Genomic DNA, 23,873 nt, shown 5'->3' on the forward strand with positions numbered 1-23,873 from the left:
ACCTCAACCGGCAATGTGCTTGAAGAACGGCGTGTTCGCCGAAGCAGCGATCAGCGGCTCCAGTTCATCGTCCAGATGCAGCACGGAGATCGATGCACCGGCCATTTCCATGGCGGTGGCGAATTCGCCGATCCAGATGTGCTTTACCTTGACGCCACGCTCGTCGAAGAGCTGCGCCACGCGGCGGAACATGATGTAGAGTTCTTCCAGCGGCGTGCCGCCGAGACCGTTCAGAAGAACGGCAACTTCATCGCCCTTGGCATAATCCTGCTCGGCGAAGATGCGGCCCAGAAGCTGGTCGACAACGGAGTCAGCCGGGGCAAGCTTGGTGCGGCTGATGCCCGGTTCGCCATGGATACCCATGCCGATCTCCATTTCATCGTCGCCGATGGAGAAGGTCGCATGGCCGATTTCCGGCACAACGCAGCTCGACAGGGCAACCCCCATCGTGCGGGTGCGCAGGCGGGCCTTGTCTGCGAGGCGCGTTACTTCATCGAGCGACAGGCCGTTGGCTGCTGCCGCACCGGCTGCCTTGTAGATGAAGAAAATGCCCGCAACGCCGCGGCGCTTGTGCTCCTCACCGACGACCGACGAGGCAACGTCGTCATTGCCGACAACCTGCTTGACGGTGATGCCGTCGAGATCTGCGAGTTCCGCAGCCATGTCGAAATTGATGATGTCGCCCGTGTAATTGCCATAGATGTAGAGCACGCCTGCGCCCTGATCGATGGCTTTGGTGACCTGATACATCTGTTCAGCACTTGGCGACTGGAACACACCGCCGACAGCTGCGCCGTCGATCATGTTTTCGCCGATATAGCCGAGGAAGGTCGGCAGATGGCCCGAGCCGCCGCCGGTTGCGATGCCAACCTTGCCAGCCTTTGGCTTGGCTGTGACCATGCAGCGCTTGTCGTCATTGACAAAGGTCAGTTCGGGATGCGCCCGATAGATGCCTTCCAGCATCTCATCAACGAAATTGACTGGATCGTTCAGGAATTTCTTCATGATTTCCTCTTGAGATTATCGGGTTATTTCTTGCGCTGCTGGGTGACGAAGAAGGCGGCGGCCAGAAGAATGAAGCAGCCGACGACGAGACGCTGCCACGTGCTGGGGATACCGACCAGGACCAGAACGCTGTTGATGACGGTGATAAGCAGGACACCCAGAATGGTGCCGAAAACGCTGCCCGTGCCGCCAGTAATCCGTGCGCCGCCCAGAACCACAGCGGCAATGACGCTGATTTCGGTTCCGACAAAGTCGAACGGGCTCGATTGACGGTTGGCGCAAACATGGATGATGCCCGCAAGACCAGCGAGACCACCGGCATATCCGAACAGGAACAGATGAATGGTGCGCAGATTATAGCCAAGGCGGCTTGCGATCTGGCTATTGCCACCCATGGCGAATATGGCGCGGCCCATCAATGTGCGGTTCAAGATCCACCAGGTCAGGATCGCTGCCGCGGGCAGGATCAGGAAGTAGAACGGCATGGTGATGGTTGCGCCATTGGCAGATTCGAACTGGAACAAAGGCAGGCGGCCAAAAGCGCCCATCGTCGGCGGCAGTGACATGATCCAGACCGTGCCGACGAATGCGAGCAAAAAGCCACGGAACAGATATTGCGTGCCGATGGTGACGATCAGCGACGGAACTTTCAGACTATGCACCAGAACGCCGTTGATCAGGCCGAGAACGACACCGCCGGCAATCGCCATCAGGATGACGAAGACGATAGGAAGCGTCGGCATATAGGCCTGCACCAGAAGCGTCAGCGAATAGACCGTGCAGGCGGCAATGGCCGTGAACGACACATCGATGCCGCCAGCTGCGAGAATGATGAAGACGCCAAGCGCGAACAGGCCCATCACGACGCTGGCGCGACCGATATCGATCAGCGTCGAAGCCTGCAGGAATGCAGGATTGACAATCGACACGATCACGCAGATCGCGACCAGAAGAAAGAAGGTGATGGATTCAGGGCGCCTGCGAATGAAGTCACCCAGCTTGAAGGAACGGGTCTGGCCCAGTTCCTGCTGATATTGCGACGCGCTCATTGCGGTAGCTCCTTTTGCGACGACATCATGGCTTGGTAGAGCTGGTCTTCCGTCGCCTCGGCGGCGTCAAATTCCTTGACGATGCTTCCCGCATTCATGACGAGAATGCGGTCGGCGTTTTGCAGCAGTTCCGGCAGGTCATCGCTGACGATGATGAGGCCCATGCCCGCTTCGGCCAGTGTCTGGATGGCGCGGTAGATCGTATCCTTCGATCCGACATCGACGCCGACGGTCGGTCCGTGCAGCACAAGTAGCTTCGGACCGATGCTGAGCCAGCGCCCGATGAGAACGCGCTGCTGGTTGCCGCCCGAAAGAGCGCCGACCGGCAAATCCAGGTTCTTGGTGTTGAGGCGCATCTGCTCCATCAGCGAGGCGGCGATTTCGCGGCCCTTCTTCTGGTTGATGACGCCGAGGCTGTTGCTGAGACGGGTCAGGATCAGCGCGATTTCGTTCTCGAAAATCGACTTGTCGAGGAAAAGCCCCTCGGCCAGACGATCTTCCGGCACATAGCCGATGCCAAGTTCAATGGCTTCGGCAGGGCTCTTGACGTTGATCTTGCGGCCTTCGAGCGTGATTGCGCCGTTGGATGCGGGATCGACGCCGGTGATCGCCATCGCCAGCTCGTTGCGGCCTGAATCGGCCAGACCCGTAATGCCGAGCACTTCACCCTTGCGAAGCGTCAGGTTGATATTCTTGAAATCCGGCGACGACAGGCCGTCCAGCTTTAGCAGTTCTTCTTTGCCCTGCGTGCCGGTCCGATAGCGTTCGGCGTCGATTTCGCGACCGATCATCAGCTCGGAAAGCTGCTTCTTTGTGTAGTTTTCAATCGGGCCTTGCGCCACGCACTGGCCATCCCGGAACACCACGGCATTGCCGCCGATGCGATAGCATTCGTCGAGCTTATGGGTCACGAAGAGGACGGCGACATTGTCGGCGCGCAGACGATTGACGACTTCGATGAGGTTATCGACTTCGCGGCGCGTCAGCGACGTGGTCGGCTCGTCCATGATGACCAGCTTGGCGCTGGTAGCGATCGCGCGCGAAATGGCAACCAGCTGGCGCATGGCAAGCGGCAGTTCGGAAACGATAGTGTTCAGAAAGGCGCGGTCTGTCGGCAGGCCGACTGTACTCAGCGCGCGCTCCGCTGTCTGGCGCAGCTTGGTGCGGTCGAAACGGCGTAAGAGCTTGCCATTGCCTTCGACGAGCTGCTGATTAAGCGCTACGTTTTCCGCAACCGTGAGGTTCGGGATCAGCGAAAGGTCCTGATAGACGGTTTCGATGCCCGCCGCCAGCGACTGGATCGGATCGAGTTCTTTATAGGTCTTGCCATTGAGAACAATTTCACCCTCGCTCGGACCATGCGCGCCGGACATGATCTTGATGACGGTGCTCTTGCCGCATCCGTTCTCGCCGAGAAGGTGATAGGCCTCTCCGAGATTGAGCGTGAGGTCGATGCCGCGCAATGCGTGCACGCCGCCAAACCGCTTGTGGATGTTGCGCAATTCGAGAAAGCGCTCCGGTGTCCGGCCGTTTTCCGTCTTATTGTTCATCGTCGTTGACACGTTAATTCCTCTGCCACAGTGCATCATTGCGCTTGCGCGCAACGGTTCCGCTGTCGGCTGGCTGGCGGCAAAATCAACCGGGGTTGGTTGCCCGGATGCTTTCCATTCGCGGAAAGCACCCGAGGCTTTGACGCTATATGGCGGGGGTGAACGGAATCCACGCCACTAGCAGTCGGATCTTCCAAGGCTTCTTAGAACAGGTGTTCCTTGTAGGAATCCTTGTCGGCGATAACCATGCCGTTACCGATGACGAGGAGGCCTTCGCCTGCACCCTTCTTCACGGAAACCTTGTTGTAGCCTTCAACGCCGAGGTCGATGCCGTCCTTGACTTCCTTCTTTTCCAGAAGAAGCTTGGCGACGGCATTCATCGCCATACCAGCCTTCTGCGGATCCCAGAAGCCGATAGCCGTGATGGCGCCGGATTCCAGAAGGTCAGCCGATGGGTTCGGTAGGCCGGTGCCGACGAGGCAGACCTTGCCGCTCAGACCAGCTTCATCGATCGCGCGGCCAATGCCGAGAACGTCATTGCCAGCCGAGCTCTGGAAGCCCTTCAGGTCAGGATGCTTGCGCAGGATTTCCTTGGCCTTTTCGTAGGTGCCGTTGGCATCGTCGAAGGATTCGTTGTTCGGGTCGACGAGCTGCATGTCCGGATACTGCTTGGCGTTTTCTTCAGCCGAGCCAACCCACTGCATATGCGTGCGGCTGCCGAGCGAGCCGACGAAGGTCGTCCACTTGCCGCTCTTGCCCATGCACTGTGCCAGACGTTCGTTCAGAGCTTTGCCATAGTCGGCATTGTCGAATGCTTCGACGTCGGCCATGGTGTTGACCTGGTTGTCGGCTTCGTGGGTCACGACAACAATGCCGCGTTCGATGGCGCGCTTGAACGTGCCTTCGAGAACGGCCGGGTCCATCGGAACGACAGCCAGAGCATTGACGCCCTTGGCGACCAGATCCTGAACGATCTGAAGCTGCTGTGCTGCGTCGGCAGTTGCCGGGCCGCTCTGGGTCGCAACCACATCCGGGTTGGCCTTCTGATAGGCTTCAACGCCGGTGTTCATGCGGTCGAACCACGGAATACCGCTGATCTTGACGACGGTTGCGATGACCGGCTTTTCCTGCGCGACCAGAGTGCCTGCGCCGCCTGCGAGTGCAGTGGCAGCAATGAGCGCACCAGTGAGCAGCTTCTTCGTCTTAGCTTTCATGACTTCCTCCTCAGAAAGGTCCCTCAATATTACGGTTTGGTGCCAGAGGGTTGAGCACCAATGGGTGCCTTGGTGCGATTGCCCAAGGTAAAGAAACTGGCGACGTCGTAGCGTCCGACAGCGAGGAATGCGAGCAGCAGCAGGCCCCAGGCAAAGTCGCGAACAAAGTTGGACAGTCCACCGAAGTTGAGCAGGCTCGACATGAGCTGCAAGGCGATGGCGCTCAGCACCACGCAGATGATGCGACCATAACCACCTTCTGGCTTCACGCCTGCCATCACGACGATGAGAATGGCGACTAGCAGATAGGAGCTGCCGTAATCATATTTCACGTTGACGTTGCGGGCGGCGATGATGACGCCTGCAATGCCAGCCAGCAGGCCGCTCGTCGCGTAGGTGGCGATCAGAACGCGGGCGCGTGGGAAGCCGGCAAAGACTGCCGCCTTCGGATTGGTGCCCATCAGCATCAGCCAGGCGCCGAAAGGTGTGAAGCGGACCACGGCGCCGATGAAAAGGGCAATCGCCAGGAAAATCAGGAAGCTGATCGGCACGGCCAGGAACATGTCATTGCCGATGCGCGACAGGAGGTCCGGGCTGCCGACCATTACAGCGCGGCCTTCCGAGACCACCACGGCCAGACCCATGAAGGCCATCTGCGTGCCGAGCGTACAGAGAATGGGCGTGATATTGAAACGCGCGATCAGGATGCCGTTGATGATGCCGCCTGCAAGGCCGATGAGCAGTGCAAGCACGATGAATGCAAGACTGAAGCCCAGCGGGTTCGCAGAGGCTGACACGAAGGACGATACGACAACCGCTGAGAGCACGCCTGCCAGATTGGCGAGCGCGATGCCCGACAGATCGATGCCGCCGTTACCGGCGCACATGGCCAGCATCACGCCGATGGCGAGAAGGCCGATTTCAGGCACCTGGCCAGCCATGGACTGCAAGTTGAACAGGGAGAGAAAAGACCCGCCGGAGATGTACGCGCCAAGCGCGAGCAATCCCACATTAATGACAACAAGCATGGCAAGCGGGTTGCTTGTCCTCTGCATGGTCTCCTCCTGCATCGTTTACTAAACAAAATCTTATTTCACTAAACCTATTGCCTGGATAACAGCGATGTCAAGCGCATGCTGCTCAAAATTCCGTTGATTTGCGTCGGTTATCAGCTTAATCGTTTTAAAACACGACTGTTGTGTTTACTAAACAAATTGTGTTTTATCGTTGTGCTTTCTGAGTAGCATGATGCGGATTTCCGAATAAGATGCGCATTGAAGAGGATTCCAGCCCGTCATTCTGGCTCTGCCAGAGGGGGCAGTGGGGCCGAATGGGCAAAGAGGGGAATGACGTGCTGAAGACGGCAGCCGTGCGGAGCGTATGAAAAAAAAGAAATCTTTTACGATCAGAGATATTGCCGAGAATGCGGGTGTTTCCCCCGCCACGGTCTCGCTTGTACTCAACGGTAAGGGAGAAATCTCTGGCGAGACCCGTACGCGTGTTCTTGAAGCTGTGTCACGGCTGAATTACGTGCCGCGCGTCGCCAAGACCGGCAATGGCGCCACGGGGCCGGGCGAGACGATTCGCTTCCTGAAAATTTCCAAACATGGCGGCACGGTCAATCGCGACCACAGCGTGTTCGTTTCGGATTATATCGACGGCATGTCGTCGGAAGCGTCCCGCCGCAATTACACGCTGGAGGTGGCGAGCTTCGAGGGGCAGCCGGTCAGCGCCGTGGCGGAGTCGCTGGCAGGCGCACCCGTTCGTGGCGTCATCGCGCTCGGCACCGAATTGTCGGCGGTCGATATCCATATGATTCAGGGCATGGGTCTGCCCACGGTTTTCATCGATACGTTCTACGATGTCGTTGAGGCTAACTTTGTCGACATGAACAATGAAGACGCGGTCTTCAAGGTGCTGTCGCACTTCAAGCAGTCCGGCTTTTCCCGCATCGGCTTTGTCGCCAGCCCCACCGAGACGATGAATTTCCGTCTGCGCCGCGACGCTTATTTGAAGAATATGCAGCGTTTGAACCTCAAGGTTCAGGCCGAGGATATTCTGTCGGTCGAATCGACCTATGAAGGCGCTTACCGCGACACGCGCGAATTGCTGCAGGCGGGGCACGAGCTTGCCGAATGCTATTTCTGCACCAACGACATCATCGCCTATGGTTTCATCCGGGCGCTGAAGGAAAGCGGTGTGCGTATTCCGGAAGATGTTTCGGTGATCGGCTTCGACAATCTGCCGCAAAGCGCCACCATGGAACCGATGCTGACGACGGTTGACGTGTCCAAGCGCAAGATCGGCAATCTGGCGGTGTCGATACTGGACGATCTGATCAATGCGGCGGAAAAACAGCCTGCGGTCAAGGTGCTTGTCGGCGCTGACCTTGTGGTCAGGCAGAGCGATTCGGTTCTGTCATCGCGTAAGAAGAAGAGTCCGCAGATGGAAAAAGCTGGCGAGTGACTGCATTATTCCTCGGCAGCCCGGATTTTCTTGAAAACGGTTTTCGTTCTCGTTGCGCGGAAGATTATTTGTTTATAGCTTCGATCCTAACGACAAGTGGTTTTCCGCATCTCGGGCGCTGGCAGGATAATATTGCCGTTGAAGCGGCTATGGATGCGTTAAAGCTGCTCTGATCGGTTTTAAAAGGGGAATTCGAATGACCAGACAGCCCAATTCCGTTGAAGCTCGCGATATCGCTTATCATTTCCATTCAAACACCAATGCGCGCCGTCATGAAGAAATCGGCCCGGTGGTGATTGAGAAGGGCGATGGCATTTACGTCGAAGACAATAACGGCAAGCGCTACATTGAGGCGATGGCTGGGCTTTGGAGCGTCGGCGTCGGCTTTTCGGAAAAGCGTCTGGCCGATGCAGCACATAAGCAGATGCTGAAGCTGCCTTATTCGCACACGTTCACGCATCGGTCGCATCAGCCCGTCATCGAACTGGCCGAAAAGCTGATCAGCATCGCGCCGGTGCCGATGAGCAAGGTCTATTTCACCAATTCCGGCTCGGAAGCCAACGACACCATTATCAAGATGCTGTGGTACCGCGCCAATGCCATGGGGCAGCCGCAACGCACCAAGATCATCGGTCGCAAGCGCGGTTATCATGGCGTGACGATTGCATCGGCCAGCGCCACCGGCCTGCCGGTCAATCACAACTCGTTCAATCTGCCGCTGCCGGGCTTCCTGCACACGACCTGCCCGCATTATTACCGCGATGCGCTGCCGGGCGAGACGGTGGATGAATTCACCACGCGTCTGGCTACGGAATTGGAGGATATGATCCTCGCCGAAGGACCGGAAACGGTTGCGGCTTTCATCGGCGAGCCGGTGATGGGCGCTGGCGGCGTTGTCGTGCCGCCCGAAGGCTACTGGGAAAAGATCCAGGCCGTGCTGCAGAAATACGATATTCTGCTGATCGCCGACGAAGTGATCTGCGGTTTTGGTCGTACCGGCAATATGTTCGGTTCGCAGACCTTCAACATGAAGCCGGATGTCATGACGCTGTCGAAGCAGATTTCGTCGTCTTATCTGCCGATTTCGGCTTTCATGTTCAATGATCGTGTCTATCAGCCGGTGGCGGATGAAAGCGCGCGTCTTGGCGTGTTCGGTCACGGTTATACGGGTTCGGGCCACCCGGTTGCAGCTGCGGTTGCGGTCGAAAACCTCAAGATCATCGAAGAGCGCGATCTGGTCACCAATGCGCGTGAAACGGGCGCCTATATGCAAAAGCGCCTGCGCGAACTGGCCGATCATCCGCTGGTCGGCGAAGTGCGCGGCGTTGGTCTCATTGCGGCACTTGAGCTGGTTGGCGACAAGGCCACCAAAGCGCCGCATGAGAAGGTCGGTGCGCTCGGCGGTCTTGCCAATGCGGCGATGTTCAGCAACGGCGTCATCACGCGCAACATGGGAGACGCGATTGCATTCTGCCCGCCGATGATCATCACGCCTGCGCAGGTCGATGATGTTGTTGCGGCAACGAAGAAGGCGCTGGATGAAGTCGCCGCCTCGATCGGTCGCGGCTGATACGGAGCTTTTTCAAAGGACAAACAAAAACCCGCATCAGTGATGATGCGGGTTTACTTTTATGATGGTGGAAAACGCCTGTTCAATTGCCTGTTTGCAAGCGTTGAAAGATCAGATTTCCGATGGGTAGGGCCGATGTGGCTGCTGGAGACGGCGCATTGCAGACATGAAGCACACGTTTCGTCTGATGGAACTTGAAGTCGTGAATGAGCTTGCCGTCTCGTGAAACGGCCTGCGCCCTGATCCCCGCCCGGTAAGGCCGAAGGTCACTTTCTTGCAAGGAAGGGCAATATTTCCGGCATTTTTCCAGATAGCTCTTCTTGAACAGACTATCCTTCATTTCTTCGAAACCGGACGATAGATGGGCGGTTATCACCTTCCAGAAGCCGGGAAAGGCGGCATAGGTCGCCATATCGCGCAGACTGGCCGAGAATTTGGGATAGCCCTCGCGAGAAAGACCCAGAACGGCATTGGGCCCGACAGTGAGACTGCCATCGATCATCGGCGTCAGATGAATGCCGAGAAACGGCATTGAAGGGTCCGGCACCGGATAGATCATGCGCTCGACAAGTTTGTTCAGTTCGGGTCGCAAGGCGTAATATTCGCCGCGAAAGGGCACGATCTGGAAGTCGATATCGACACCGGACCGGCGGGCAAGGCGGTCGGCCTGCAACCCGGCGCAAGCGATGACCTGCCTGCTTTCCCCGACTTTTCCACCCGCATGGATGCGCGCGTCGTCCGCCCGTTCTTCAATACGGTCCACACTGACATTGAACTCGATATCGCCGCCAGCGGCGCGAATGAGATCGGCCATGGCGCGGCACACCGCGCGATAATCGACAATCCCGCTTTGCTCGACGAGCAAAGCGGCAAGTCCTGTCACAGCGGGTTCGAATTCGCGCAATTCGCTACCGCTGAGACGGCGGCAGGTGATGCCGTTTGCGGCGGCGTTGGTTTCCAGCGCTGCGAGGCGCTGTACTTCCATATCGTTCGTCGCCACGACAAGCTTGCCGGGAACGCGATAGGCAATGTTGTTTTCGTCGCAAAACTGCTTCGTCATGCGCTCGCCAGCGCGGCAGAGTTCCGCCTTGAAGCTGCCGGGCTGATAATAGATGCCCGCATGAATCACACCGCTATTATGGCCGGTCTGATGCATCGCAACGGCGTTTTCCTTTTCCAGCACCAGAATGCGGGCTGAAGGTTCCTGCCGGACAATGGTAAGCGCCGTGGCAAGGCCGACAATACCGCCCCCGACGAGACAATAATCATACATGATGATGCCCGATATTTGCTGTCTGATGCATCAAAAACACCTCCCATAACGTCCCCCATGCGTCAATCGCAATGTAGCTCCTGTTGCGCGGACGAATAGTCCTCTTTTGGGTGCATAGTCGCTTATTGTCAGCGATGAGAATATTTTTTCTTTGCACGCAAAATTGGTATCCCGTTCCTCTACAACTGCTGCGCGTTGCTCGATCATTGTCGGTATTGGAAGCGCTTGGGGCCGAGGGATAAGGCTGGCGCTTTCGGGGTGATCAACAGCTCGAACGAGGCGTGAGATGACAATACTGACGAGACGTATTTTTCTGGCCGCTTCCACGGCTGTGATTGGGGTGGTGGCCGCGGGGGCAAGCTTGGCCGCCGATGTAAAAATCAATATCGGTTATCAGACGGTGGTCGAGCCCTCGAAGGTTCCGCAGGCCGATGGCGAATATGAAAAGGCGGCTAAGGCCGACATCAATTGGCGTAAGTTCGATTCAGGCGCGGATGTGATTGCGGCTGTGGCTTCAGGCGATATCGATATCGGTTATGTCGGCTCCAGCCCGCTGGCTGCCGCTGCCAGCCGCGAACTGCCGATTGAGACATTTTTCATCGTGGGCTTGATCGGTGAATCCGAGGCGCTGGTCGCCCGGGATGCCGCCTCGGTCAAGGATCTCGCCGGCAAGAAGGTTGCCGTGCCGTTTGTCTCGACCACGCATTACAGCCTGCTTGCCGCGCTCAAGCATGAGGGCGTGGATAGCAAGTCGGTCGAAATCCTCAATCTGCGCCCGCCGGAAATCGCTGCCGCCTTTGAGCGCGGCGACATTGACGCCGCTTATGTCTGGGACCCGGCATTGGGCCAGATCAAGACCAAGGGCAAAGTCATTCTGGATTCGGCCAAGGTTGCCGAATGGGGTGCGCCAACCTTTGACGCATGGATCGTCCGCAAGGATTTTGCTAGCGCGCATCCGGCAGCAGTCCGGGATTTCGTGAAAGTCACCGGCAAGGCTTATGAAGCTTATAATTCCAAGCCGGATGCCTGGGATGCGAAATCACCGCAAGCGGAAAAGATCGCCCGTCTGACCGGCGCCAAGCAGGAGGAAGTTCCAGCACTCCTGAAAGGCTATGTCTATCCATCGCTGAAGGATCAGGCTTCTGCCGACTATCTGGGCGGCGCAACCGTGAAGGCGATTGCCAACACGTCGGCCTTCCTGAAGGAGCAGGGCAAGATCGATAACGCGCTGCCGGATTATGCGCCTTACGTCACCACGAAATTTGTGACGGATGCGCTCGCCAGCAACTGATTGCGCGGGTTTCAGATCGAACAGACCCCTGTCCGCCGGGCAATCCGGTGGGCAGGGGCGTTTGCGGTAACAGGTAGGCAAATGAGCCAGCTCAAACTCAGTCAGATCAGCCTGCACTATGGCGGCACTGCGATACCGGCGCTCGACAATGTATCGCTCGACCTTTCGGCTGGCGAATTCGTCGTGCTCACCGGGCGTTCAGGCTGCGGAAAAACCTCCTTGCTCAATGTCGCTGCCGGGTTGTTGCAGCCGCAAAGCGGCGCGGTGACGCGCAACGGTGTTCGTCTGCGGGGCGCCGGACAGGGACGCGCGGTGGTGTTTCAGCACGATGCGCTGTTTCCGTGGTTCAACACCCGCGACAATGTCGCCTTTGCCTTGCGCCTGAAGGGCAGTCCCCAGAGCGAGCGACACCGTATCGCCGATGAATTGCTGGCGCAGGTCCGGTTGGAAGGTGCTGGTGACAAGGCGGTCTGGGAATTGTCGGGCGGTATGCGCCAGCGCGTTGGACTGGCGCGGGCGCTGGCATCGCAACCGGATTTTCTGTTGATGGACGAGCCGCTCGGCGCGCTCGACGCGCTGACGCGAGAACGCATGCAGACGCTGCTGCTCGACATATGGGGCAAAAACGCGGCGGGCGTTCTCATGGTGACGCACGGCATTGAGGAAGCATTGCTGCTCGCAACCAGAATTGTCGTGATGCTGCCGCATCCGGGCCGGATCGAGCGCGTGTTCGATGTGAATTTCGGCAGGCGTTATCTGGCGGGCGAGCCGGTGCGGTCCATCAAGACCGACCCGGCATTCCTGCAAGCGCGGGGCGAACTGGCCGATGCCATATTCCAGGGAGAGACGGCATGAGTGTTTCGACAGAAACGCGCAGCTATGACGATATTGCGCAAAGCAAACCGGTGAGTTCCACCGATACGCCCCGTCTTGGTTCGCGGCCTTGGGCGTCGCTGTTTTCCGGCACACGTGCAATCAGTGCGGCGACGATTGTTGCTCTCATTGTTGTCTGGTGGCTGGCGGCAAGCCTGAAACTGGTTTCGCCGGTCTTCCTGCCATCGCCCGCACAGGTTCTGGCCAAGTTTTTCAGCGTGGCGCAAAACGGCTTTGTCGATGCGACGCTGGCGCAGCATCTGGCCGCGAGCCTTGCTCGCGTTTTTGCGGCACTGGTCGTTTCGATTGTCATTGCGGTGCCGGTCGGCCTTGCCATCGGTCTCAGCCCGGTCGGGCGGGGTATTCTCGACCCTATTCTGGAATTTCTGCGCCCGATCCCGCCGCTTGCCTATCTGCCGCTGGTGGTGATCTGGTTCGGCATCGGCGAAACGTCGAAAGTGCTGGTCATCTTTTTGGCGATGCTGGCGCCGATTGCGCTTTCGACTGCATCCGGTGTGCGCAGTGTTTCGCAGGAGCGTTTGAATGCGGCCCGCGCCTTCGATGCAAGCCGCTGGCAACTGGTGCGTTTCGTTGTGCTGCCGCATACGCTGCCTTCGATCTTCACAGGGGTGCGCATTGCACTCGGCGCAGGCTGGACCACGCTGGTCGCCGCAGAACTGGTTGCAGCCACCAGAGGCCTTGGTTTCATGATCCAGTCGGCTGCGCAGTTCCTTGTGACCGACGTGGTCATCATGGGCATTATCGTGATTGCGCTGATCGCTTTCGCGTTTGAACTGTCGCTGCGCAAGCTTGAATCCGTGCTGGTGCCCTGGGCGGGGCGCGATTGATGCAGCAGGCTTTGCGATATACGCCGTGCACCGTCTTGCACCGCAATGGCGTTCGAGAAGTAAAGAATTTCTCCTGGACCGCGTGAGGTTAGACGTTCGTTCCTGTGGCTGCGCCTTTTTGCCTTTAACATAAGAAGAAGAGGCAACCGGTCTGTTCAGGAGCAGTATTGATGCGCATTACAAGACGTAAATTTGCAGGTCTTCTCGCCGGTTCGGCTGCATTACCACTGATTGGCAGTGTGCCTGCTTTCGCGCAGGAAAAAGTGCTTCGCATCGGCTACCAGAAATATGGCACGCTGGTTCTGCTGAAGGCGCGCGGTATCCTGGAAGAGAAGCTGAAGAAAATCGGCTTTGACGTGCGCTGGACCGAGTTTCCGGCTGGGCCGCAGCTTTTGGAAGCGCTGAATGTTGGTGCGGTTGATTTTGGCACCACCGGCGAAACGCCGCCGATCTTCGCGCAGGCAGCGGGTGCGCCACTTGTCTATATTGCGCATGAGCCGCCGGCGCCGACCGGCGAGGCAATATTGGTGCCGAAAGACAGCCCCATCAAGACGGTTGCAGAGCTGAAGGGCAAGAACGTCGCGCTCAACAAGGGCTCGAATGTTCACTATCTGCTGGTCAAGGCGCTGGAAGAGGCGGGCCTTGCCTACACCGACATCAAAACGACCTTTTTGCCGCCAGCGGATGCGCGCGCCGCTTTCGAACGTGGCGCTGTCGATGCCTGGGTGATCTGGGACCCGTTCCAGGCAGCTGCGGAAATTGCCATTGAAGCGCGCGAACTGCGCAATGGCGAAGGGCTCGTTCCCAATCACCAGTTCTATCTCGGTGCAAAACCATTCGTGGACGCGAGCCCGCAAGCCATCGATATCGTGGTCGACGCGATTGCCGAGCTTGATGCCTGGATCAAGAACAATACGGCGGCAGTCGCGGCAGAACTCGCGCCTTCGGTCGGCATTGCGGAGAATGTTCTTGTCCGCGCCGTCGAACGCCAGTCCTACGGCGTCAAGCCGCTGGATGCAGCGGTTATTACCCAGCAGCAGGCAATTGCAGACACCTTCTTCAAGCTCGGCCTCATTCCGAAGGAAATTTCCATTGCCGAGGTGACGCGCAAGGGAGCGGCCTGATGGCGGATTCAAGCATTTCCGGCATTTCCCGCTTTGCTGGAAAGAGCAACACAAGCACTGTCCCGTGGTTCAAATCGCTTGGAAAGGCGCTCGCACCATGGGCGCTACCGATCGTTCTTTTGATCGTCTGGGAGATTGCCGCACGCACGGGCCTGATCACGGCGCGACTGATGCCAGCACCCAGCACGGTGGCGGCGGCGTTCTGGAAATCGCTGCTGGATGGAACGCTGGTCTATCATACCTATATTTCGACGCAGCGCGCCCTGATCGGTCTCGTTATCGGCGGCGGGCTGGGCTTTATCGCCGGTATCGTCAACGGTCTGTGGAAGCCAGCCGAAACACTGCTCGATAGCACCTTGCAGATGCTGCGCAACATTCCGCATCTGGCGCTTATTCCGCTCGTTATCCTGTGGTTCGGCATTGACGAAACCGCCAAGATATTTCTCGTCGCCATCGGCGTGTTCTTCCCGATTTACATCAACACGTTCTACGGCGTGCGCACCATCGACCCGCAATTGATCGAAATGGCGCACGTTTACGGACTGGATCGAAAGGCTTTGATCCAGCGCATTATCTTGCCCGGCGCACTGCCGTCTATTCTCGTTGGTCTGCGTTATGCTTTGGGCTTCATGTGGCTGACGCTGATCGTTGCGGAGACAATTTCCGCCACCAGCGGCATCGGCTATATGACCATGAATGCGCGCGAGTTTCTGATGACCGACGTGGTGTTGCTCGGCATCATCATCTATGCGCTTCTCGGCAAAGTGGCCGACACAGCCACCCGTCTCATCGAAAAGCGTGTGCTCGTCTGGCATCCGGCCTATCAGCCGGAGAAAGGCAAAAGCTGATGGCGGCGGTTCAGGGCACATATGATGTTGAAACGACCGCTCGCGGTGCGGCAGTTGATGGCGGATTGCCCATTTCGCTTTCCCATGTCGACCGCACATTCGGCAGCCTGAAAGTGCTGCGGCACTTCAATCTGGAGGTGCCATCCGGGCAGTTTCTGGCGGTCGTCGGGCGTTCCGGCGGTGGTAAGTCCACGCTTTTGCGCCTGATTTCGGGTCTCGACCTGCCCGATGGCGGTCGTGTGGCCGTTGGTGGTGAAACGCTGTGGGGCATCAGCCCGTCAGTGCGTCTGCTTTTTCAGGAAGCGCGGCTGGTGCCGTGGCAACGCGTGACCGAAAATGTCGGCATAGCGCGCGGCGAGAACTGGCGCGAGGCCGCCCTGTCGGTTTTATCCGATGTCGGGCTGGAAGGGCGCGGCAATGACTGGCCTTCCGTTCTGTCCGGCGGCCAGCGCCAGCGCGTGGCGCTCGCAAGAGCGCTGGTCAGCGATCCGAAAATTCTGCTGCTGGACGAACCCTTTGGCGCACTTGATGCGCTGACACGCATCGAGATGCACCGTCTTCTGGAGCGCATCTGGACGAACCGCAGCTTTACGACGGTTCTGATTACCCACGATGTGTCGGAAGCCGTTGCCCTCGCAGACCGCGTTATCGTGTTGCGCGAAGGGTCCATCGCGCTCGATATCGACATCGATCTGGAGCGCCCGCGACGCGAACTCGCTGACGCCCGTGCGATTGATCTGCAGAAGCAGATTCTGGACGCAGTGTAAGAGCCTGTTCCAAAAGTCGCGCTGTGCGGCTGCAAATGGCAATTTGAGATTTGCATTCGCATAATCTGAACCGAAAAGTCTGCAATTTTTCGGGATTATGCGAGGCTTGCCTAGGCTCACGTACCCAAAACTACGCTCCGCCCCGATACTCGAAATCACCATTTTCGCACACACATGCCGCTTTTTGATTCAGGCTCTAAGCGGCTTTTTCCACAAAAAACGATTTGGTGTCGCTGCGACCTGAACTGATCGCGGCGCGAACCCTCGTGAGCTCTTGACAGCAACTGCGATATCGATAAATTCCAACTGGACTAGTGGAAAGACCAGTGGGTCAGTGGGAACTGCGTTGATCGTCGCACATAATCTTCTGCTCGATAAGAATACGGGGCTGGGACGAAATCTTGAGCGGCGCACCATCAAGGATGTGATTGCCGACAAGATTGCAGCTCTCATCGCTTCCGGTTTGCTCGCGGTAGGGGACGAACTGCCGGGCGAGCGCGAACTGTCAGCAGCTCTTTCGGTCAGCCGGCAGACTGTGCGCAGCGCCATTCAGACACTCGCTGCCCGTGGCGTGCTGGAAGTCTCGCACGGGTCGCGCACGCGTGTTGCCAAGGCCGATCTGTCCGGCATGGCGGTTGGCATTACTTCGCGGCTCAATGTCGATCTTTATGATGTTGATGCCGTGCATGCAGCGCGGCTTCTGGTTGAGCAGCAGATTGTCGGCGATGCCGCCGAGCGCATTTCCGACGAAGCGCTGGACATCTTGCGTCGCTCACTGAAGGCGCAGCTCGATTGCCTGAGCGACCCCGTCCGCTTTCTGATCTGCGACCGCGAGTTTCACGTCACCATCTATCGCGAATGCGGAAATCCGCTTCTCGCCGACATCGTCACCGATCTATACACCTATATGCTTGAGCATCGCCGGCGCGCCGTTGCGCAGCCCGGCGCGATTGATGGCAGTTTTGCCGACCATCAGGCGATCTTGCAGGCGCTGGAAAAGCGCGACCGCGAGGCGGCCATGGCGGCCTTTGCCGCGCATGAAGAGCGGATCTACGTTTCAACGAAAAACTTGCTTGCCAAGGTGCGCGAGAAGCGCAGCTGAGGGCGTTGGATGCGGGCTGCATCCATGAATAAGAAAGGCAAAATCGCATGCATGTTTTGATTATCGGCGCAGCAGGAATGGTTGGCCGCAAGCTTTCCGAAGCAATCGCCCGTGAGGGCGGCATTGACGGAAAGCCCGTCCATGAGCTGACGCTGGTGGATGTGATCGCGCCGACCCCGCCCGAGGGCTTTACTGGTACGATCCATGCGAGCGCTGGGGATATTTCCGATCCTGCCGTCACGCGCGCGCTGATTGTCAAGCGTCCGGACCTTATCTTTCATCTCGCGGCCATCGTTTCCGGCGAAGCGGAACTCGATTTCGACAAGGGCTATGCGATCAATCTCGACGGGACGCGCTATCTGCTCGAAGCGATCCGCAAGGAAGGCGAAAAAGCGCCCTATAAGCCGCGCGTTGTCTTCACCTCCTCGATCGCCGTGTTCGGCGCACCGTTCCCGGAAAAGATCGACGACGAGTTTTTCCTGACGCCCCGCACCAGCTATGGCGCGCAGAAAGCCATCGGCGAATTGCTGCTGGCGGATTATGCCCGCAAGGGCTTTCTGGACGGCATCGGCATTCGCCTGCCGACGGTCTGCATTCGCCCCGGCAAGCCGAACAAGGCGGCATCGGGCTTCTTCTCCAATATCCTCCGTGAACCTCTGGTCGGACAAGAAGCGATCTTGCCGGTCGATGAATCGGTGCGCCATTGGCATGTGAGCCCGCGTCGCGCGGTCGGCTTCCTTCGTCATGCCGCAACCATCGATCTGGCTAAAGTCGGGCATCGTTGCATTCTCAATATGCCGGGTTTGTCGGCGACTGTCGGCGAACAGATCGAAGCCCTGCGCCGTGTTGCTGGCGACAAGGCGGTGGCGCTTATTCGCCGGGAGTCCGATCCGTTGATCGAAGGCATCGTCGCCGGATGGGCGCAGGATTTCGATGCAAGCCGCGCCATTGCGCTCGGCTTTGTCGGTGACAAATCTTTCGATGAAATCATCCGTATCCATATCGAGGATGAGCTGGAAAAAGCCTGAACGGCATCGGTATCGATAAGCGGTAACGCAAAGAAATAACGGGAGGTTTCGCATGGCGCCGGGCAATACGGCAACCGTGATCGGTCTTGGCTCGATGGGGTGGGGCGCTGCCCTATCCCTGCTGCGCGCGGGCTTTCACGTCAAGGGCGTGGATATCCGGGACGACGTGCTGAAGCGGTTTGCGGCGGAAGGCGGCGAAGCTTTTTCAGCGCCTGTTGATGCGGGCAAAAGCGATGTCGTCTTTGTCTTCGTGGTCAATTCCGATCAGGCCAAGGACGTGCTGTTTGGCCCGAAAGGCGCAGTGCACACCGCCACGCCCGGCACGGTGTTTCTCCTATGCGTGACGATGGCGCCAAGCGTGACGGTTGAGATCGCAGCCAAACTTGAGGCGGCTGGCATGGCGGTCATCGATGCGCCGGTTTCCGGCGGTTTTCAAAAGGCCCTGACCGGCGAAATAACCGTCATGGGTTCTGGCGCGGATGCGGCTTTCGCCAAAGCTGCCACAGCACTGGACGCCGTTGCGGCCAAAGTGTTCCGGCTTGGCGAAGAGCCGGGCCTTGGCTCAAAAGTCAAGATGATCAATCAGTTGCTGGCAGGTGTTCACATCGCTGCCGCTGCGGAAGCGCTGACGCTCGCCGCCAAACTTGGCCTTGATCTGCAAACTGTGTTCGATGTCATCCGCGTTTCGGCCGGTTCTTCCTGGATGTTCGAAAATCGCGGGCCGCATATCGTTGATGGCGATTATACGCCGCGTTCAGCGGTCAATATTTTCGTCAAGGATATGGGCATCGTGACCGGCGAAGCGTCTGATGCAGGCGGCTCCACGCCGCTCAGCGAAGCAGCGCTGGCTCTGTTCAGACAAGCATCCGAGGCCGGTTTCGGCCTCGAAGACGATGCTGCCGTGGCCAAGATACTGGCCGCCCGTAGCGGCATTGCCCTGCCGGGTATGGAGAAATAACTGATGGCTATCGTATTGGGTGCTATTGCCGATGACTTCACCGGAGCCACGGACCTTGCCGGATTGCTGGCCCGTAGCGGTTATCCGGTTTCCCTGCGTTTCGGGCTGCCCGACGAAACCGAGGCCGCGAATATCGAGACGAGCGCACCTTTCGAGATCATTGCCCTAAAATGCCGGACAATTCCTGTTGATGAGGCCGTCGCTCAGGTGCGCGCTGCATATGCGTGGCTGAAAGCAGCCGGTGCACAGCGGTTCTACTGGAAATATTGCTCGACCTTCGACAGCACTGCCGAGGGCAATATCGGGCCGGTCTCGCAAGCTCTGATGGCCGATATCGGCACGTCGCAGACGATCTATTGTCCGGCATTTCCCGAAAACGGCCGCAGCATTTTCATGGGGCATCTCTTCGTCGGCGAACAGCCGCTGGATGAAAGCCCGATGAAGGATCACCCGCTCACACCTATGCGCGATTCCAGTTTGGTGCGTTTGCTGCAACCGCAGGTCAAAGGCAAGGTCGGGCTGGCCAATCGGCTTGTCGTGGCGCGCGGTTCCGATGCCTTGAAGGCGCGCCTTGCGGAACTGGCCGGGCAGGGGGTGGCGCATGTCATCATCGATGCGGTTGCCGATGGAGATCTCGGAATCATCGCCGAGGCGACGCTGGATCTGCCGCTGCTTACCGGTGGCAGCGCGCTTGCCATGCCATTGCCGCGCCTTCTGGCGGAAGCAGGGCAGTTGGAGAAAGGACGACAAGAGGCGCTAGCGCCTGTGGTTGGGGAAGGCAAGATCGTTCTTTCCGGCAGTTGTTCGGCCATGACGCTGAAACAGGTTGCGCATTATAAGGATAAGGCGGCGAGCTATCGTCTCGATCCGCTGGAGCTGGCGGAACATGGCGCAGGCGAGGCCATGACTTGGCTCCGGCAGCGCGCATTGAACGAGCCGAAGCTGATCTATGCCAGCGCCGATCCGGCTTCGGTTCGGGGCGCACAGGAAAAGCTGGGCGTGGAGCGCGCAGGCCAGATTGTGGAAGAGACGCTTGCTGCGCTGGCGCGCGAGGCTTTCAGTCTCGGCATTCGCCGTTTTGTGGTGGCCGGCGGTGAAACATCCGGCGCTGTCGCGCAAGCGCTTGGTGTTTCCCGCGTGATGGTGGGGCAGGAGATCGCCCCCGGCGTCCCGTGGACTTTCGCCACGGTGGAAGGCGGTGCAGTCGCCCTTGCGCTCAAATCGGGCAATTTTGGCTCTGAAACCTTCTTTGAAACAGCGCTGCGCAAGCTGGAGGCTGCATGAGCGAAGAAGCCAAACTCCGCGAAAGCGTATGCCTGATGGCAAAGTCCATCTTCGACCGAGGGCTAACCGGCGGGTCGTCGGGCAATATCTCGGCCCGCTTGTCGGACGGGCGGCTGCTCGTCACCCCAACCGGCAGTTCTTTCGGTGGGCTCGATCCGGCAAGGCTGTCTTTGTTCGACAGTGAAGGCAACTTCATCAGTGGCGACAAGCCGACCAAGGAAATGCCGCTGCATGCAGCTTTCTACGAAACACGGGCGGCCAAGACGGGCGCGGTCGTGCATCTCCATTCCTGCCATTCCGTCGCGCTGTCCATGCTGCCGGATGTAGACCCCGACAATATGCTGCCGCCGCTGACCGCCTATTCGATCATGAAACTCGGCAAGGTGAAGCTGCTTCCCTATTTCATCCCCGGCGATCCCGCCATGGGCGACGCGATCCGCGGTCTGGCTGGCAAACGAAGCGCCGTAATGCTGGCCAATCACGGGCCGGTTGTTGCGGCCAAGGATCTGGAAGCGGCTGTCTATGCCGTTGAAGAACTTGAGGAAACGGCAAAGCTCGCCATGCTCACGCGCGGCTTGAAACCGAACATGCTGACGGAGGCGCAAATTCGCCAGATCGTCGATAGATTTGATGTGGAGTGGGATTGATGGCCGGTTTTTCAGCCAATCTCGGCTTTCTCTGGCAGGAACTGCCGCTGCCTGATGCTATTCGCGCGGCAAAGGCCGCTGGTTTCGATGCCGTGGAATGCCATTGGCCCTATAAATTCGAGCCCGCCGATGTCGCTGCCGCCTTGCGCGAAACCGGACTGACCATGCTCGGGCTCAACACAAGTCGCGGCAATGTCGAGGCTGGCGATAACGGTCTGGCGGCGATTGCGGGACGGGAAGACGAGTCGCAGGCAGCAATTCGGCAGGCAGTCGATTACGCCGTCGCCATCGGGGCGCTTAATATCCATGTCATGGCAGGAAAGGCGGAAGGCGAGACGGCGCGTCGCACATTTATCGCCAATCTCGCTTATGCCTGCCAACAGGCCGCCGCACATGGCATAACGATCCTGATCGAGCCGCTGAACCACCGCGATGCGCCGGGATATTTTCTGAAGACATCAGAACAAGCCATTGCGATCATTCAAGAAGTGGCTGCAAGCAATCTGAAACTGATGTTCGATTGCTACCACCTTCAGATTATGGAAGGCGATATCAGCAAGCGGCTGGAAGCGTTGCAGCCGCATATCGGACATGTCCAGATTGCCGCCGTGCCGGACAGGGCAGAGCCCGACCATGGCGAGCTGGATTACCGGCATATCGTACAGTTGCTCGATAGTCTCGGCTATGCAAAGCCGCTTGGCGCCGAATATCGCCCGAAAACCACGACCGATGCGGGGCTGTCATGGCTGTCTGGCTTGAAGGCTTTGTGATGAGGTCAGGGGCGCGCACTACGTCTTTAGCTAATGTTTCGGGATTGCGGCAAAACGCGATTGACTCACGGCCTTTGACCGGCCAACAATGGACAAGTGGTCCGCTCACCTTACCAGTTGGATCGATCAAATGCGGTTTTGAATGGGTGGCAGGCACAAAGCACGGAGGAACGCTTTGATGAGTGAAGCAGCGGTTGCGAAAAGTGGGGCCATTGCGCTTGTCACCGGCGGCGGTACAGGTGTGGGACGCTCTATCGCCAAGGCCCTCGGCGCACAAGGTTATCATGTTGTCATTTCCGGTCGTCGTTTTGATGTGCTGGAAAAGGCGGCGTCCGATCTTGCGTCGCAAACCGGCGGAAGCTTCCACCCAATTGCAGCAGATGTGGGTGATCCGGTCGCCGTTCGTAAACTGTTCGACGCGATTGTCGAAAAATTTGGGCGGCTTGATCTCCTTGTCAATAATGCGGGCGTTCTTGTTCCGGGCGTACCGCTTGAGGAGGTCACATTCGAGGATTGGAATGCGATTGTCGGCGCCAATCTGACGGGCGCATTTCTGTGCACGCAGCAGGCTTTCCGGGTGATGAAAGCGCAAAACCCGCGCGGAGGCCGCATCATCAATAATGGGTCCATTTCGGCCACCACCCCACGCCCCAATTCAGCACCTTATACGGCGACGAAACATGCCATTACCGGGTTGACCAAGTCGACCGCTCTCGATGGTCGCAACTTCGATATTGCCTGCGGCCAGATCGATATCGGCAATGCCGCCAGCGATATGACGCAGAAGATTTCCACCGGCGTCATTCAGGCCAATGGGACCATAGCCGCAGAGCCGACCATTGATCCGGCGCATGTCGCCAATGCGGTTGTTTACATGGCAAGCTTGCCGCTCGACGCCAATGTGCTGACCATGACCGTCATGGCAACCAAGATGCCCTATGTGGGCCGGGGTTAAATAAAACAGGAATGCGCGCCGGAAGAGGAATCCGGTGCGGAGAGCATGAAAAGCAAGGAGAATATTCGCGAAAGATCTGGGCGTCGGAAGTGAGGAGCCGGCATTCACATCTTCTGAAAATACAGAATGCAGTCTGGGAGGAGATGCATGGCCACTGTTCAGTTCGCCGAAGTGAAAAAGTCTTTCGGCAATTTCCCCGTCATCAAAGGCGTCAATATCGATATTGAAGACGGCGAGTTCGTCATTCTCGTCGGCCCTTCGGGCTGCGGAAAATCGACCCTGCTGCGGATGCTTGCCGGGCTGGAGAATATCTCCGGCGGCGAAATCCGCATCGGCGGCCGGCCGGTCAATAATCTGCCGCCCAAGGAACGCGATATTGCCATGGTGTTCCAGAATTATGCGCTCTATCCGCATATGACCGTCGCCAAGAACATGGCGTTCTCGCTGATGCTGAATTCGGCACCGCAGGCGGAAATCGACAAGCGTGTGAATTATGCTGCTGGGATTCTGGGCCTGACCAATCTGCTTGACCGCTATCCACGTCAGCTTTCCGGCGGTCAGCGCCAGCGCGTGGCCATGGGCCGCGCCATCGTTCGCGATCCACAGGTCTTTCTGTTCGATGAGCCTTTGTCGAACCTTGACGCCAAATTGCGCGTGGCGATGCGCGCCGAGATCAAGGAACTGCACCACCGATTGAAAACGACCACTGTCTACGTGACACACGACCAGATTGAGGCCATGACCATGGCCGACAAGATCGTCGTCATGCATGACGGCATTGTGGAGCAGGTCGGTTCACCCCTGGAGCTTTATGACAATCCGAACAATCTGTTTGTAGCTGGCTTTATCGGTTCCCCAGCCATGAACATGATCAAGGGCGCGCTCGATCCGCAAAACCCGCAGGTGTTCGTGGCTACCGACGGCACAAGGCTGCCATTGTCGCGCAGTTATCCGCAGGCGGCGGGACGAGACCTCGTTTACGGTCTGCGCCCGGAATATATCCGGCTTGACGGTGCGGGTCTGGCGGCGCCGGTGGTGGTGATCGAACCAACCGGTTACGAAACGCAGATGGTGGTGAATTTCGGCGGTACCGAAGTCACCTGTGTTTTCCGCGAGCGCGTCGATGTGCGCCCCGGCGAGGCGATTAATATTTCGATCGATCCCGGCAATGTTCACCTCTTCGACCAAGAGAGCGGCATTCGCCTTATTGCTTGAATTTATACAAGGCACGCTGAAGGAGGGGAGAGCCCG

At 58.2% G+C, this 23,873-nt stretch carries 23 protein-coding genes; 17 read left to right on the top strand and 6 right to left on the bottom strand.

Annotation, left to right across the window (positions count from 1 at the left end; all coding sequences use genetic code 11):
* Positions 1 to 3: 3 nt before the first annotated feature.
* From JAU75_RS09255 to JAU75_RS09275, 5 genes are all read right to left on the bottom strand, one after another.
* Complete coding sequence (locus JAU75_RS09255; RefSeq protein WP_199056218.1) at positions 4 to 1,005, bottom strand: dihydroxyacetone kinase subunit DhaK; 1,002 nt, start codon at positions 1,003 to 1,005, stop codon at positions 4 to 6.
* Between the two features lie 23 nt (positions 1,006 to 1,028).
* A complete protein-coding gene (locus JAU75_RS09260) occupies positions 1,029 to 2,054 on the bottom strand; it encodes an ABC transporter permease (RefSeq protein WP_199056219.1) in 1,026 nt (341 codons plus the stop codon).
* The gene (locus JAU75_RS09265; RefSeq protein ID WP_371836133.1) at positions 2,051 to 3,616 is read right to left on the bottom strand and encodes a sugar ABC transporter ATP-binding protein; all 1,566 of its coding nucleotides are present in this window, start codon (positions 3,614 to 3,616) and stop codon (positions 2,051 to 2,053) included. Before JAU75_RS09265 ends, JAU75_RS09260 begins: the two co-directional genes overlap by 4 nt.
* A 191-nt stretch (positions 3,617 to 3,807) precedes the next feature.
* A complete protein-coding gene (locus JAU75_RS09270; protein WP_109367647.1) occupies positions 3,808 to 4,818 on the bottom strand; it encodes a substrate-binding domain-containing protein in 1,011 nt (336 codons plus the stop codon).
* A 29-nt stretch (positions 4,819 to 4,847) separates the two neighbouring features.
* Positions 4,848 to 5,873, bottom strand: a complete 1,026-nt coding sequence (locus tag JAU75_RS09275) for an ABC transporter permease (RefSeq protein ID WP_199056220.1) — start codon at positions 5,871 to 5,873, stop codon at positions 4,848 to 4,850.
* Positions 5,874 to 6,198: 325 nt separating this feature from the next.
* On the opposite strand from JAU75_RS09275, the gene JAU75_RS09280 reads away from it, so the two are divergent.
* From JAU75_RS09280 to JAU75_RS09290, 3 genes are read left to right on the top strand one after another with little or no spacing between them, the layout of a single operon-like run.
* Entirely contained in the window at positions 6,199 to 7,284 is a 1,086-nt protein-coding gene (locus JAU75_RS09280; protein ID WP_199056221.1) for a LacI family DNA-binding transcriptional regulator, read from the top strand.
* The gene (locus tag JAU75_RS09285; RefSeq protein ID WP_199056222.1) at positions 7,281 to 7,457 is read left to right on the top strand and encodes a hypothetical protein; all 177 of its coding nucleotides are present in this window, start codon (positions 7,281 to 7,283) and stop codon (positions 7,455 to 7,457) included. Before JAU75_RS09280 ends, JAU75_RS09285 begins: the two co-directional genes overlap by 4 nt.
* Positions 7,458 to 7,480: 23 nt before the next feature.
* Complete coding sequence (locus tag JAU75_RS09290; RefSeq protein ID WP_199056223.1) at positions 7,481 to 8,854, top strand: aspartate aminotransferase family protein; 1,374 nt, start codon at positions 7,481 to 7,483, stop codon at positions 8,852 to 8,854.
* 82 nt (positions 8,855 to 8,936) lie between these two features.
* Here JAU75_RS09290 and lhgO read toward each other — a convergent pair whose 3' ends face one another.
* Positions 8,937 to 10,127 (bottom strand): L-2-hydroxyglutarate oxidase, encoded by a 1,191-nt coding sequence (lhgO, locus tag JAU75_RS09295; protein WP_199056224.1) that lies wholly within the window; start codon positions 10,125 to 10,127, stop codon positions 8,937 to 8,939.
* A 286-nt stretch (positions 10,128 to 10,413) separates the two neighbouring features.
* Between lhgO and tauA the strand changes: the two genes are divergently transcribed.
* From tauA to JAU75_RS09365, 14 genes are all read left to right on the top strand, one after another.
* Complete coding sequence (gene tauA, locus JAU75_RS09300; RefSeq protein ID WP_199056225.1) at positions 10,414 to 11,418, top strand: taurine ABC transporter substrate-binding protein; 1,005 nt, start codon at positions 10,414 to 10,416, stop codon at positions 11,416 to 11,418.
* A gap of 81 nt (positions 11,419 to 11,499) precedes the next feature.
* Complete coding sequence (locus tag JAU75_RS09305) at positions 11,500 to 12,273, top strand: ATP-binding cassette domain-containing protein (RefSeq protein ID WP_199056226.1); 774 nt, start codon at positions 11,500 to 11,502, stop codon at positions 12,271 to 12,273.
* Positions 12,270 to 13,139: a taurine ABC transporter permease TauC gene (tauC, locus tag JAU75_RS09310; protein WP_199056227.1), complete on the top strand. Its 870-nt coding sequence runs from the start codon at positions 12,270 to 12,272 to the stop codon at positions 13,137 to 13,139. Before JAU75_RS09305 ends, tauC begins: the two co-directional genes overlap by 4 nt.
* Positions 13,140 to 13,309: 170 nt before the next feature.
* On the top strand, positions 13,310 to 14,263 hold the full coding sequence (locus tag JAU75_RS09315) for a sulfonate ABC transporter substrate-binding protein (protein WP_199056228.1): 954 nt from the start codon (positions 13,310 to 13,312) through the stop codon (positions 14,261 to 14,263).
* Positions 14,263 to 15,111 carry an ABC transporter permease subunit gene (locus tag JAU75_RS09320; protein WP_199056229.1) on the top strand — a complete coding sequence of 283 codons (849 nt, stop codon included), beginning with the start codon at positions 14,263 to 14,265 and terminating at the stop codon, positions 15,109 to 15,111. Before JAU75_RS09315 ends, JAU75_RS09320 begins: the two co-directional genes overlap by 1 nt.
* Complete coding sequence (locus JAU75_RS09325; RefSeq protein ID WP_199056230.1) at positions 15,111 to 15,878, top strand: ATP-binding cassette domain-containing protein; 768 nt, start codon at positions 15,111 to 15,113, stop codon at positions 15,876 to 15,878. The genes JAU75_RS09320 and JAU75_RS09325 overlap by 1 nt, the downstream gene beginning before the upstream one ends.
* Positions 15,879 to 16,224: 346 nt before the next feature.
* The gene (locus JAU75_RS09330; protein WP_199056231.1) at positions 16,225 to 16,980 is read left to right on the top strand and encodes an FCD domain-containing protein; all 756 of its coding nucleotides are present in this window, start codon (positions 16,225 to 16,227) and stop codon (positions 16,978 to 16,980) included.
* Between the two features lie 47 nt (positions 16,981 to 17,027).
* Positions 17,028 to 18,008 (top strand): D-erythronate dehydrogenase, encoded by a 981-nt coding sequence (denD, locus tag JAU75_RS09335; RefSeq protein ID WP_199056232.1) that lies wholly within the window; start codon positions 17,028 to 17,030, stop codon positions 18,006 to 18,008.
* Positions 18,009 to 18,060: 52 nt separating this feature from the next.
* Positions 18,061 to 18,966, top strand: a complete 906-nt coding sequence (gene ltnD / locus JAU75_RS09340) for an L-threonate dehydrogenase (protein ID WP_199056233.1) — start codon at positions 18,061 to 18,063, stop codon at positions 18,964 to 18,966.
* 3 nt (positions 18,967 to 18,969) lie between these two features.
* Complete coding sequence (gene otnK, locus JAU75_RS09345) at positions 18,970 to 20,250, top strand: 3-oxo-tetronate kinase (RefSeq protein WP_199056234.1); 1,281 nt, start codon at positions 18,970 to 18,972, stop codon at positions 20,248 to 20,250.
* Entirely contained in the window at positions 20,247 to 20,897 is a 651-nt protein-coding gene (gene otnC, locus JAU75_RS09350) for a 3-oxo-tetronate 4-phosphate decarboxylase (protein ID WP_199056235.1), read from the top strand. Before otnK ends, otnC begins: the two co-directional genes overlap by 4 nt.
* Positions 20,897 to 21,667: a TIM barrel protein gene (locus tag JAU75_RS09355; RefSeq protein WP_199056236.1), complete on the top strand. Its 771-nt coding sequence runs from the start codon at positions 20,897 to 20,899 to the stop codon at positions 21,665 to 21,667. Before otnC ends, JAU75_RS09355 begins: the two co-directional genes overlap by 1 nt.
* A 178-nt stretch (positions 21,668 to 21,845) precedes the next feature.
* A complete protein-coding gene (locus JAU75_RS09360; RefSeq protein WP_199056237.1) occupies positions 21,846 to 22,622 on the top strand; it encodes an SDR family oxidoreductase in 777 nt (258 codons plus the stop codon).
* 147 nt (positions 22,623 to 22,769) lie between these two features.
* On the top strand, positions 22,770 to 23,837 hold the full coding sequence (locus JAU75_RS09365; protein WP_199056238.1) for a sn-glycerol-3-phosphate ABC transporter ATP-binding protein UgpC: 1,068 nt from the start codon (positions 22,770 to 22,772) through the stop codon (positions 23,835 to 23,837).
* Positions 23,838 to 23,873: the final 36 nt, after the last annotated feature.

The sequence above is a fragment of the Ochrobactrum sp. Q0168 genome, from assembly GCF_016427605.1.
GTDB lineage: Bacteria > Pseudomonadota > Alphaproteobacteria > Rhizobiales > Rhizobiaceae > Brucella.